Origin of the sequence: Rouxiella sp. T17 (assembly GCF_036663475.1) — a bacterium.
Lineage (GTDB): Bacteria > Pseudomonadota > Gammaproteobacteria > Enterobacterales > Enterobacteriaceae > Rouxiella.
Genome location: NZ_JAWUEA010000033.1, coordinates 1 through 12,732 on the forward strand (window position 1 = coordinate 1; position 12,732 = coordinate 12,732).

General features: G+C 45.0%; 12 protein-coding genes. 9 read left to right on the plus strand and 3 right to left on the minus strand.

The window, feature by feature from the left end:
* Positions 1 to 331 precede the first annotated feature (331 nt).
* The gene (gene cspE / locus SC206_RS12450) at positions 332 to 544 is read right to left on the minus strand and encodes a transcription antiterminator/RNA stability regulator CspE (RefSeq protein WP_009637564.1); all 213 of its coding nucleotides are present in this window, start codon (positions 542 to 544) and stop codon (positions 332 to 334) included.
* 1,161 nt (positions 545 to 1,705) lie between these two features.
* Here cspE and SC206_RS12455 point away from each other — a divergent pair.
* From SC206_RS12455 to SC206_RS12490, 8 genes are all read left to right on the plus strand, one after another.
* Positions 1,706 to 1,906 (plus strand): DUF7736 domain-containing protein, encoded by a 201-nt coding sequence (locus SC206_RS12455; RefSeq protein WP_332737681.1) that lies wholly within the window; start codon positions 1,706 to 1,708, stop codon positions 1,904 to 1,906.
* Positions 1,907 to 2,315: 409 nt separating this feature from the next.
* Complete coding sequence (locus tag SC206_RS12460; protein WP_332737683.1) at positions 2,316 to 2,693, plus strand: winged helix-turn-helix domain-containing protein; 378 nt, start codon at positions 2,316 to 2,318, stop codon at positions 2,691 to 2,693.
* A gap of 134 nt (positions 2,694 to 2,827) precedes the next feature.
* Complete coding sequence (locus tag SC206_RS12465; protein ID WP_332737685.1) at positions 2,828 to 4,201, plus strand: MASE1 domain-containing protein; 1,374 nt, start codon at positions 2,828 to 2,830, stop codon at positions 4,199 to 4,201.
* A complete protein-coding gene (locus SC206_RS12470; protein ID WP_332737687.1) occupies positions 4,198 to 4,833 on the plus strand; it encodes a response regulator in 636 nt (211 codons plus the stop codon). Before SC206_RS12465 ends, SC206_RS12470 begins: the two co-directional genes overlap by 4 nt.
* A 212-nt stretch (positions 4,834 to 5,045) precedes the next feature.
* The gene (locus SC206_RS12475) at positions 5,046 to 7,709 is read left to right on the plus strand and encodes an ATP-binding protein (RefSeq protein WP_332737689.1); all 2,664 of its coding nucleotides are present in this window, start codon (positions 5,046 to 5,048) and stop codon (positions 7,707 to 7,709) included.
* Between the two features lie 153 nt (positions 7,710 to 7,862).
* The gene (locus tag SC206_RS12480; RefSeq protein WP_332737842.1) at positions 7,863 to 8,108 is read left to right on the plus strand and encodes a hypothetical protein; all 246 of its coding nucleotides are present in this window, start codon (positions 7,863 to 7,865) and stop codon (positions 8,106 to 8,108) included.
* A 190-nt stretch (positions 8,109 to 8,298) separates the two neighbouring features.
* Positions 8,299 to 9,795, plus strand: coding sequence for an EmmdR/YeeO family multidrug/toxin efflux MATE transporter (locus tag SC206_RS12485; protein ID WP_332737691.1), 1,497 nt, complete (start codon positions 8,299 to 8,301; stop codon positions 9,793 to 9,795).
* Complete coding sequence (locus SC206_RS12490; RefSeq protein WP_332737693.1) at positions 9,796 to 10,242, plus strand: thiol-disulfide oxidoreductase DCC family protein; 447 nt, start codon at positions 9,796 to 9,798, stop codon at positions 10,240 to 10,242.
* A gap of 166 nt (positions 10,243 to 10,408) precedes the next feature.
* Here the strand turns inward: SC206_RS12490 and SC206_RS12495 are convergent, their stop codons facing one another.
* Complete coding sequence (locus SC206_RS12495; protein ID WP_332737695.1) at positions 10,409 to 10,843, minus strand: OsmC family protein; 435 nt, start codon at positions 10,841 to 10,843, stop codon at positions 10,409 to 10,411.
* A 121-nt stretch (positions 10,844 to 10,964) separates the two neighbouring features.
* On the opposite strand from SC206_RS12495, the gene SC206_RS12500 reads away from it, so the two are divergent.
* A complete protein-coding gene (locus SC206_RS12500) occupies positions 10,965 to 11,258 on the plus strand; it encodes a SelT/SelW/SelH family protein (RefSeq protein ID WP_332737697.1) in 294 nt (97 codons plus the stop codon).
* A gap of 62 nt (positions 11,259 to 11,320) precedes the next feature.
* Here SC206_RS12500 and SC206_RS12505 read toward each other — a convergent pair whose 3' ends face one another.
* Complete coding sequence (locus SC206_RS12505) at positions 11,321 to 12,238, minus strand: bestrophin family protein (protein WP_332737699.1); 918 nt, start codon at positions 12,236 to 12,238, stop codon at positions 11,321 to 11,323.
* Between the last annotated feature and the right edge of the window lie 494 nt (positions 12,239 to 12,732).

Consider the following 12,732-nt stretch of genomic DNA (forward strand, 5'->3'; position numbering starts at 1 on the left):
GTGGGGGTCCAGGGGGTGTTGGCCTTGGAAGACCCCATGGGCGGTCTGCGCCGCCGCGCAGTAAGCGAAGCGCATGCAGTTGAATTTGAACTTGAACTTGAACTTGAACTTGAACTTGAACTTGAACTTGAACTTGAACACAAAAAAAGGGATTTTGATTTTAAAGAAGAATTTTAATTTAAAAGAAGAGATTTTGAATTTAAAAAATCCAGCTTTGATTTCTCAAAGCAAAAAAAAACCCGCTTTCGGCGGGTTCATTTGCGATGGGCTTATTTAACTGCTCGGGTTTACACCGTCTTCGCTATCGTAAATACGCCCCGCTGTTCACTTATTACAGTGCAACAACGTTTACAGCTGATGGGCCTTTAGCGCCGTTCTCGATAGAGAACTCAACTTTTTGACCTTCATCAAGAGTTTTGAAATCGCTGCTCTGAATGGCAGAGAAGTGTACGAACACGTCTTTGCTGCCGTCTGCAGGAGAGATAAAACCAAAACCTTTACCAGCGTCAAACCACTTTACCAAACCAGTCATTTTAGTAGACATAATAATTTCCTTTAATTTAAAACCGCCATAAGGCGAGGGAGGTCTGTTTTTTTAGTTGTGATACTTATGGGGCACTAAAGAAGGAAATTCGCGGTGAAGAGATATCTAGTGAGGATAACGCTAATACAGTGAACTACTTTACTAAAATTGCTTTCATAAGGTCTGTACTACAAACCGAGGAGTGCATTAACGCACGGCAGAAAATTTTACGCAAGCTTTATTTTAGTAACGCATTTAGGCTGCTTTGTTAAACATCTTTTAAAGATTCGATAACAAATTTGCCAGAATTCTATCTAGCTCACATAAAAATCTCTGTTTTCGTACCACTATTTGTCTAACAAATGGAGGCACACTATGAATATCACACACGGTAAAGCGCTTAGCAAAGTCACTATTCAAGATGTTGAAGTCATGGTAGCCATGTTGGCGATTATCGGGATCATTCTTTGGGAGCTGCTGGCATAGCACTTATTAATGTTAAAAGCGTTTAATTACAGCGTTAGCTGCATTCAATGCTTCATTCAATAAAGTGGAAATATACGCGTGAATGGATTTCAGCGTGGTCACTTGGGTTTGGGGATCCCCTACCCGTTATGACCGCGCCGTAAAGGCTATAAACCGCTAGCTTGCATAACAAATGGCAGGTCAATCACCAGATTGGCAAACAGCACGGCCAGGCTGGAGTAAATCACTAATTTCAACATTGAAACCTCGAAGCGCAGCAACAATGACGAAGAAATCAATTCTGTTCGCGAGTCATTTGCCGTAAACGTTTAGTTAGCTACCATGAACCGCCAATCCATCATGACCAACAACGCCAGACTCGCAGCACAGGCAATAAGTGTTAATTTCATTTTAATCCTTTAAAAACAATCAAATAAAATCAAGCCAGCTTAGCTTTTCACGTTGAGACAAGGCTTCATGCCTCGGGTCATTTTCACTTGAAAACGCAAAACCCTCAATATTTGCGCTAGTAATATCAAAAAGCTTAATTGTGATCAATATCACAATTAGCGATGAGCACTTTTTGATTTTTGCTTAAGCACTGTACAACCCACAGTACGATTTTCGTTCGGGTTGCTGTCGATTCTTGCGTCATGCAAAATGGTCCCTTAAAGCGTTACTTAATCTGAACACTAACTGCCTTTCAAGGATCCTCGCGTGACCAAATTGACTCAACAACAGTGCATCATTCTGACTGGTTTTACCGGCATCCTGCACGGCGAATTCGAGTGGTTTTTCAGCGATCTGCAAAATAGATTGGGCCGCGATGTTCAAACCTCCGAACTGGGCTATCCCGAGTTTATGGAAGAGTGCAAAGCGTTATATGAAGAAGATTTCTCCGCCCTAATGCCTGATTAACGAATTTGCCACACTGGCCAACGCCAACAGTTGGCCATAACCTCTTAAAAATCTTTCTTTTGTCTGACTTATTCCGCACCGTTTGCGCCCCGATATTTAATTATTCTTACCTCAGTCCATTATCATTAAAGAAATACCAACGATAGGACGAGTACGGAAAACGCTCGCGATCTCGAAATCCCGTTGTAGAACATCTCACATTACTATTTAATACCTGCAGTTTAACAAACGAAGGTTATCTTAAAACCCTTATTTGAACGAGATATTAAAGGGCAAGAAATCCTTTACCTTCGTAAATTCAATTTAATTAAATTCGGGTGATAATGTGATAATAAAATCTGCAATACCTACTGTTTTACTTAATGATCCGTTTGAAGATTTTGCCATGGTTGATTGTAAAGGAAATACGATGACCATTAACAATCAATCTTTCGAGGTCACTGAAAAGCATAAACGATTGGTTATTTGCCTTCTCAAAGATATAACGCTAAAAAATGACATTATTAATGTCGTCTGGTTTGAGCAGGCAGGAATGGTGAGTGATAACAATTACCATCAATTAATTCACAAGTTCCGCAATTTACTTTGTGCCAATAATTTACCTAAGGCAATGTTAAAAACTATTCCACGCCACGGTGCGATGCTCGACCTGTCGCTGCTGCCCGCTATTCAAAACGCTGTACCTTTAGAGACAAAAATTCGTGAGAAAAAAACCAACAATCTAACCACGATAAGCAATTTTTTCACCGCGACTTTCTCTATGATTTCAAAATCAATTCACCGGTAAACGCTTTAATCTCAGCATGTTGAGAAAAATAGTGAAAGATATTTTCATATTTGCAGCTAAACAATGAAATGAATTTTTTTAAATGTGTCAATCTACACTGACCACTTATTTTACGGGACCGAAAATATATCGAGATGAAAACGCCATATTCAGGATTTCGAGACCCTTTACCTCACGCTTTTTCGAATGAAAGCCTGATAACGGCATGGCCTTTGCCGGTAAAGTGGTTTCTTTTTGCGGTGAGTTATTTCTTTTTGGCTTACCTGTGTCTCGAAACTCGTGATTCTGGCAGTCTTTCATCAACAATCTGGTTACCTGCCGGACTTACTTTGGGCGTACTGAGCCGATCCCCCCTTTCGCGCTGGCCGCTGTGGATTATTAGTGCGGGTTTGCTGCACGTGCTGGTCAGTTTCCTGCACGATCGTCCTACCGATATTGCGTTAATCTTTGCTTTAAACGATTTGATGACGCTTAGTCTTACTGCCTATATATGGAAAGTTTTCATAAAGCACGGTGATAATCATCGTCGTAAAATCAGCATGATTTTCTTTATAATTTTGGTATTCTTAGCCAGTATTTTAGGGGGAATTTCAACGATAATTTCTTTAAATGCGCTGGCCTATCCTACCGTTTTCCTGCACTTTGTTATTTGGAGTATTTCCAATGCCACAGGATGTCTGGCAATAGCGCCTATTTTTGTATTGCATAATAAATATCAGGCACAGGAAATTTTCAATAGAAGACCTTGGCAACTGTTGACTCTTTTTATTGCCATTGTAACGACACTGTTAATATTCATCCCCTCTGCCGAAGAAATACAGCGCTTTAACCAAATAGAATTCGCGCTTTATTCCCTTATCGGAATTATGTTACTTTGCTCGTTCTTTTTAAACGCTCATCAACTTTGTTTTGTTTTCATTGTGTTAGCTATTATTACCAGCACGGCTACGCTTTATTCTCACGGCCCTTTTTCCACACAAGATTACTCAGCCAACGAATTTATTACGTCTTCTCAGCTTTATTTACTGATTATCTTTACTTTCGGCTTACTGTTTCATAGCCTTGTTGGTCATTTACAAAGCTTTAGAAAAATAAGTCAGCAACAGGTTATGCTCATTTCTGCTGGTTTGAGTCAACAAAAAATCTATTCTTTTAGTATAAACATGACCACACAAAGCATAATCTGGTCGAAGAACGGTAATAAAGAAGATCAAAACCCATTCTTTTCAGTGAAAACTGCCGCTCAATTATTAGGTAGAGTACATACTGATGACCGTTTAATCCTTGCTCCCTGGTTTAAGGGTATTAAAACCGTTTTTTTGCAGCCACATTCATGCCCTGTGCGACTATTATTTACCTGTGAACCCTTTTCTTTAAACAGTAATACTTTTACTCAAGCCCATTTAGCGTTGATAAATGATTGTGATGATGCCGCGAGCCTGTTGTTAAACGGTGTACTGATCGTTTTCGAAGACGCTATCGTTAAGCCCATAGGAACCACAGAATGAAAACAGTGCTGATTGCCGACGATCATCCCGTCTATCTTCTTGGGCTTAAAACGCTGCTAGAAACACAATTTGCTGCCGATTTTAGTCTGCACGGAACAGCGAGTACCGTTGATGGACTCCTTGCCTCGCTCAAAAATAGCCTTCCCGATCTGTTACTTACCGATTTCACTATGCCCGGCGTTCAACATTCGGACGGACTACACCTTATTCAGTATTTGCGCAGGACTTACCCCGCGCTGCCGATCGTCGTCATCAGCGTATTGTCTAACAAAGCGATTGCTAATTTGATGCTCAAATCCGGCGTTATTGCCGTTATCAATAAACAAAGTTTAAGTACCGAGCTGAATGCCTGTCTTAAATCATTGCTTAGCGGAGGCGATTTCGCGTCCAGTAGTAAAATGAAGATGTTTAAGCCGTTGATAAATAACAACGCAACGCAAGTGCTGCGGATTAGCCCGAAAGAAACTGAGGTGTTGCGCTTAATGAAGCAGGGGCAAACCGTCAATCAAATCGCACAGATGCTTCACCGCTCCAAACAGACTATCAGCGGCCAGAAGAAAAGCGCCATGAGTAAGCTGGATCTCGTTTCCGACGCCGAACTTTTCGAATACCTGCTCAAGATAGACCTCTAATGCGTTGCCTAACGCTCTGGATATCCTGGCTGCTGCTCGGCGCGTTATTCCCGGCTCATGCCGAAAATTTGCGGATAGGTATCGATAACGTCAGTGCGCGTTACAGTGAAATTAATACCCAGATTCAAAATGACGATACCGAACCCGCTCTACTGGCTTTGGTTAATGAGCAGCTTCGTTCGAAAGGCAGCGTAGACGCTTTACTCGATGCCGTGCCTTTGAAAACGACTGAGGAAAAGCTACAACTACTCCTCACCAATAAAATTGATGGCTTCTTTGCTGAAGAAACTGTTACGGGCCCAACCAACGCTCTGCTAGCGTCGCAGCCGCTCTATTCTACGCATTGGCGCATCGTCTCATTGGCCGACAGTCATTCGAGAACCGATTTTAATGCTCAAGACCTCAACAAACGCAAAATTATTGTGGTCAGTGATGCGCCTATCCAAACCTTGAAGCAGCGTTACCCTGATATTTTCCTGATAATTACCCCGTCGTTGTCAGAAGCGATAACATTACTCAGGGCCGGAGCAGCCGAGGGCGTGCTTTGCCGACAGGTTGCAGCGAACGTGTTGGCAGAGAATGTATTCCCCGACCTGTTAAAAGTCAGCGCTATCGATAGCCTAACCACTGAAACACGTTTGATAGTTCAGGCAAGGCATTCGAAAGCGTTATCAGCGTTGAATAATGCTATTGAGCAGTTACCCCAAAATACCTTTCAGAACTTGCTCAGCCGTAATTTTACCGTACTTACGCTGATGAATATTGTTCCCCCGTTAAAGCAGAATCACCGCAACTTTGATCTTGCCGCTATCATCGTTGGCGTAGTGTCGCTGTTTCTTATTGCCTATCTTATTGATCAAATTGCCCATCGCCGCACCACGGAACGACGCCTCAATGACGGCGTACTGTTTTGGCAAACCTTGTTAAACAGTCTTTCAACGCCGGTGTTGGTATGTGACTCGGCGGGAATGGTGACGCACGTCAATCAGGCACTGTGCGACGACCTGCAAGTTTGCCGCGTGACGTTGCGAGGTAAGTCGGTTGAGCATTTTAATCAGCTATTTTTCAACAGCATGGCGCTGGATACGGCTGGCTTGCTGCAAGCCAGCAGCAAAAATGAGCCGACTTTTTTTGAAGGAAAATATCTGCTTAACGGGCAATCTCACAGCATTAGTGGTTGGATAACGCCTTATACCAACACGAATAAGGTACCGCAGGGGTTGGTCATTGGTTGGTTTGATTTAAGTGAAAGAATCGAGCTTGAGGCAAAATTGGCGTTAGCGCTGACGGAGGCAAAACGCGCCAGTCAGCAAAAAGGGGAATTTTTGGCGCGAATGAGTCATGAGATCCGCTCGCCGATGAATGTCATCATGGGAATATTGGAGATGGAGAATCAGCGTGCATTTTCATCTGAAAATCGGCTTTCCAACCCTTTACTTTCAAATTCTTCAATTTCAAATGCTTCGCTTTCAAGTCCTTTACTTTTGACTCCTTCACTTTCAAATACTCCATTGCCAGCCTCTCCTCCCCTTGCCATAGCGTATCAAGCGTCGCGCAATCTGTTGCAGATTATTGGCGACGTGCTTGATTTGTCGAAGATTGAAGCGGGTGAAATGCTATTGGCACCCCAACCCGTTTCGCTACATGCTTTGCTGACCAGCAGCGCCGAAACGTACAAGACGCTTGCCGCTAAAAAGGGGCTAGGTTTTGAAACCGACCTTACGGCCTGTTTTGAACAGTATTACCTGCTCGATAAAGGCAAGTTAGCCCAAATAGTGAACAACCTGCTGAGTAACGCGATTAAATATACTCAACGAGGTGAGGTTGCGCTTTCTGTAGTGACAGACTTCGCCGATAAAACCGATCCTCAGGAAAAAAATCAGGAAATAATCATTAGCATCAGGGATAGCGGCGTCGGAATCGACCCTGCTTTATTGCCGTCGTTAATCAAACCTTATCGGCAAATATCGGCTTCCAGCCCTGATAGCAGCGGGCTTGGGCTAACTATTTGTCATCAACTGATTGAACTGATGGGCGGAAGATTAGAGATGATCTCCACACCTGATATTGGATCTGATTTCAGGGTAATCCTGCCCTTAAAAACGGCCATTCCAGATGTTTTGCCGGCGCCACATCAGGCGTTGCCTGTAGACACTCCCCGTTATCAACTGTGGATTATCGATGACCTGCCGGCGAATTTACTGGTCATGCAATTACAGCTTACTGCACTCGGGCATCAGGTGACCTGCTTTGACAATGCTCGAGAGGCTTTAAACCTTTTAAAACAGCACCCCGTTCCGCCGGTAGATTTAATCTTCACGGATTGTCAGATGCCCATACTTGACGGTTATCAATTCGCCACCGAACTTAGGCTGGCTGAATGCGCAAACGAAATTCCACAGCATCTGCCACTGATTGGTTGTACGGCCAACGCATTTTCGGATGAAGAGAAAAAGTGCCTGTTTGCCGGCATGGACGGGCAGTTAACCAAGCCTGTCGCACAAGCGGATCTCGCTGATTGTCTGCGTAATATGCTGCAAAACCGCCGGGTCGATCTTGCAGAAATCGTGGCGCTCTCGGGGGGACAAGCCAATATTATTGATAAACTCATCAGCGAGTTACAGAAAAGCAGTGCTGAAGATATTCAACTGATTGAAAATGCCTGGCGACAAGAGAACGCGTCAGAATTGAAAAGCCGAGTGCATCGATTGAAAGGTAATTTTGCGCTCACGCAGTTTGCCGAAGGGCAACGTCTTTGCGTGGCTATCGAACAAAAAATAGAGTCAGATGAAAGGGTTTCAGAGCGGCAGATATTGCGGCTCCAGCGCGTAACCCAGCATTTTACTAGCCTGCTACAGCGTTTTTCGTCCATTTAAGGGCTGCACGGCTTTAATTTGTCTAAATTTCGTCCTATTATCTTATAAGAGATTTAAAGCTTTAATAGATTGAAAGCCGCTGCCTCTAGAGAGAAAATAAGGTTGGCTGATTTATTCGCATCCCGTTCAAAAACACATTTTCGAACAAAAATTATGAGCTTGAGCAAACCCCGTCGTCCCCATGGGCGCTGGACCTATTACATTCTTTATGAAGACATTCTGTGGCCTTGCCCAGTCCGTTGGGAGTGGGAAACCGGCTACGGCGGCTGGCTGCCTTTTTATTACTCCCCCACGCTCGAATTCGTCGCTGGCGATCCGGATAAAGCGACCAAAATGCCGCCCGCTCGACGTACAATGCCTCCCCGTACTCGTCAGCTCGCCTATCACTACGACGATTAACCCGTTTACGCTTAGCGCACGCGAACGAGGGCAAACATCCTTTTGATTGATTCGGCTTATTTAGATAGTCAGCCATTTTGAAATGACGGTTTATTTTTAATGAATCTCGCACAAAAAGACTTTGCATAATTACTGTTCTTTGATCATGCTTATTTAGTGGAATTCACCTTCTGTTAAAGCTGGAACTATTTTGCAAAACCTTAGAGCCTCTGCGCTCAACGCTATCAAGCGTACTCCATGGTATCCAAAACGGCGTTCCTATCGAGTCTTGTTCTGGCGAGAAATCACTCCGCTAGCCGTGCCGATTTTCTTCGAAAATGCCTGTGTGCTGCTAATGGGGGTGTTAAGTACCTTTCTGGTCAGTTGGTTAGGCAAAGAAGCGATGGCCGGCGTCGGTCTGGCTGACAGCTTTAACATGGTCATTATCTCCTTTTTTGCCGCCATCGATCTCGGCACAACCGTGGTGGTCGCCTTTAGTCTCGGCAGGCTAAATCACGAGCGCGCCCGCGATGCTGCCCGCCAATCGCTAATCATCATGACGCTGTTTGCCGTGGTATTGGCCATTGGTATCGAGTTTTTTGGTCAGAGCATTATCGATGCGATAGCCGGAAACGCCGCGCCGCAGGTTAAAGCGCTGGCACTGAGCTATTTACACGTCAGTGCGTGGAGTTATCCTGCCGCCGCCATCGCCCTGATTGGCTGTGGTGCACTGCGCGGGGCGGGCAATACCAAGATCCCGATGCTTATCAACGGCGGGATGAATATTCTCAACATCGTTATTACTACCGTGCTGATTTATGGCTGCTTTTCGTGGAAAGGGCTGGGTTTTGTCGGTGCGGGACTAGGTTTGACGATTTCCCGCTACATCGGTGCGGCGGCTGTCATTTATGTCTTAGCCATCGGTTTTAATCCAGCGTTGAAGATCTCCCTAAAAAGCTATTTCACCCGTATCAATACCAGCATTTTGGTTGAAGTGTTGGGCATTGGTATTCCCGCCAGTATCGAATCGGTACTGTTTAACGGCGGTAAATTATTGACGCAGGTTTTCGTTGCGGGAATGGGCACCAATGTCATTGCCGGTAACTTTATCGCTTTCTCAATCGCCTCATTAATCAACCTCCCCGGCAATGCACTGGGTTCTTCTGCCACTATTATCGTTGGAACCCGGCTCGGAAAAGGGCAGATTGCGCAATCCGAATTTCAGTTACGCCACGTCTATTGGCTTTCGGCGATCGGCATCTGTTCGCTGGCGCTGCTCTCCGTGCCGCTGGCAGGATTACTTGCTTCGTTTTATACCCGTGAAGAAGACGTCATCGACGTTGTAAAAATTCTAGTCTGGCTGAATGCCGCTTTTATTCCTTTCTGGGCGGCGTCATGGGTGCTGCCTGCGGGGCTGAAAGGCGCGCGCGACGCCCGTTTCACGATGTGGGTTTCACTGCTCGGCATGTGGGGCTGCCGTATTGTGGCGGGTTATACCCTGGGTGTGGTGCTTGGTTTTGGCGTCGTTGGCGTCTGGCTTGGCATGTTCCTCGACTGGATCGTGCGCGGCGCGTTTTTCTATTGGCGCATGGCGAGCGGCCGCTGGCTGTGGAAATATCCACGTCCCGAAAAAAACGTAATTACAGAAACAGTTTCAGTTGAAAACGACACGACTTCTGGAAAACAGCACACGACCGTGGAGGGATAAATGGCCGAAAGTTCTAAAAAAACGTCTCACCCGCCCTATCTCAAGCCCGGTGAACGGGTGGTCATCTACGATGGCCAATGCAAACTGTGCAACGGCTGGGTAAATTTTTTGCTGCGTCACGACAAACGGCACAGCGTGCGATTGTCGCCGGTGCAGTCCGAGGCGGGCAAAGCGTTGTCGACGTGGGCAGGAATGTCACCTGAAAATGTTAACACTATCGTTTTGATAGATAACGAAAACGTCTACAAGCGGTCAGATGCCATTTTTCGCGTGATGTCTTTCTTGCCTCAACCCTGGCGCGCCGTTTCGGCACTGCGAGTATTTCCCCTTAAATTCAGGGATGCCTGCTACAACCTGATTGCGCTTAATCGCTACAAAATTTTCGGAAAATATGACAGCGTCAAGCATCTCGAGGCCGATCATAGCGATCGCTTTATCAAGGATTAAGTTAGGGATTAAATAGGGAATTTAGTAAGTTAGTAGACATTTCAGAGGTTTAATAGAGACCACTGAGAACCCAGTGGCCTTTAAAGCGATTTACTGCTTTTTCTACATGCTTCATTTTGCATGCAAAGTTCTGCATGCAAAGTTCTACATGCCTAACTCTAGGTGCTTAGTTGGTCAGGGTGTACTCAAGGCTGATATCAGCATTAAGAACCTGTGACACTGGGCAACCTTCTTTGGCTTTTTTGATGATTTCATCGAACTTGTCATCAGAAATGCCCGGCAAGGTTACTGCACTTTCTAACTTGATCGCTGTGATAGCAAAACCGCCACCGACTTTATCAAGTGAAACCGTTGCTTTGGTGTCGATGCTTTCCGGCGTAAAGCCTTCTTCACCGAGCATCAGGGAAAGCGCCATCGAGAAGCAGGCTGCGTGTGCGCCGCCAATCAACTCTTCCGGGTTGGAACCCGCTTTGCCTTCGAAACGCGTATTAAACCCGTAAGGTTGGTCTTTCAGAGCGCCACTTTCTAACGTGATCGTTCCTTTACCTTTCTTGATGTCGCCTTCCCAATGAGCCTGTCCATACTTATGAATAGTCGCCATAATTTCCTCTGCTCTGTTTAACACAGCGTTAAGTATAGACACAGATTTGCAGCTCTATGGAAAGAGAGGTTAATTTAGGACAATCCCTTACGTAAACTCATTCAGAAACCAAGGATCCCTTATGGAAAAGCTTCCGGCAATCACCATCAAATATTGTTCCCAATGCAACTGGATGCTGCGCGCCGCGTGGATGGCGCAGGAGTTGCTCAACACTTTCAGTACCGATTTAGGGTCGGTAACGCTGGTGCCGGGCACGGGCGGCATTTATGAAATTACGCTCGATGAACACCTTATTTGGGAACGAAAAAGAGACGGCGGCTTTCCAGATGCGCCACAAATTAAACAGCGCGTGCGCGACATCTGTTTTCCGGAACGTTCTTTGGGCCACGTCGATGGCAAAAAGATTGAGAAATAATTGCATCAGTTCAGTTGATACTTTTTTTAAATGCAGTTAATACAGTTATCTAAGTAATACCGTTATTTAAGCTGATAACGTTTGTCCGGCAAAAGCTTTGCAGGCAGTTCGGTTTCGTCATTCATCTCTAACAGATTGATTTCCATATTCTTACACATCGCGTTTAACGGGAGATCGTTAGGCGCGGTGCCAAAAGGATCTTCAAGCTCTTCGGCGAGCGCGTCGAGCGAGATGAACGTGTAAGAGATAAATACGGAAACCAGCGGCGTCATATAGTGCAGGTCAGGCACCAGCGCAAAAGGCAGCAAGGTACAAAATAGATAAACAGTACGATGAACAATCAGGCTATAGGCATAAGGGATCGGCGTATTGGAAATACGTTCGCAGCCTGCCAGTACGGCCGACAGCTTGTTTAAATTTTCATCGATACTTTGAAATATAATATCCGAAATCTCTCCCGTCTGGCGTTTTTCGCCCAGCCATTCGCCCATCAGCAATAGAATTCGATTACACGGCGCACTGCTCGCCACCAGCGTTTTCCAGTCATGATCAGGCAAAATTCGGGCTAAATCGTCATTCATTGCCGTGCCACGCAGTTGGTGCTTCAAGCAGTAGCTGAAAGCAATTTGTAGCGCTGAAAACTCCTGTGCCAGCTCCCGTCGCTGCGGAAAGATACTTTTGATTTGCCTTAACAGTGAGCGGTTAACGATGAGCAGGCTGCCCCATAACACCCGCGCTTCGGTAAAACGGGCATAACTTACGCTGTTTCGGAAACCAAGAAAGATAGCGATCGCCACGCCAAGCAGGCTGAAAGGTGCAAGCGTCAGCTTAATGCCGAGCGCTTCATACCATTGAAAGCAGAGAATCGCGACTATCGACATTCCAAGGTTAAGACTAAGACGGAACAGGATTTCGGAAAGTACGGATCCGTGCCAAACAAACAGTCTTCTAAACCAGTGTTGCTTTGGTCTGACAATCATAAAATTAATAAAATAAAGTGGGGTTAAGTTTCTGTTATAGCAGATTGAATTGAGAAAGTTCAAATAAGCGGTTAAGGAAAAATTAAGGACGCCGATGAAGGAGAAAAAGGCGTTAAGGGATGAACAAATTTTTATTAATCGCTCATAACTCTCCTTAACCGTTTAAAACACCTTAATTTAAGGGCAGAAAACGTGCAAGCCAAAAATTGCGGAGATAAAATACTGACTTATTAAGCAAACTCAATAAGTTAAGGAATTTTTAATATGTCGTTCAAAGGCAAAGTTTGGCTTGGGATATTTATCTCATTGGCGATTTTTTGGACCTCCGTGGTGTACGCTGCTTTCGCGCTTTTTGCTGTCTAGCAGGCAAATTTCCCTCTTTGCCTGCAACTTTTAGCGCCCAATCTTAATCATTACTATTAGCCATCAACGCTAGCCATCAATGCTAATCATCAGTGTTTAGCATCATTGTTAAACGTTAATACCCATAAGCT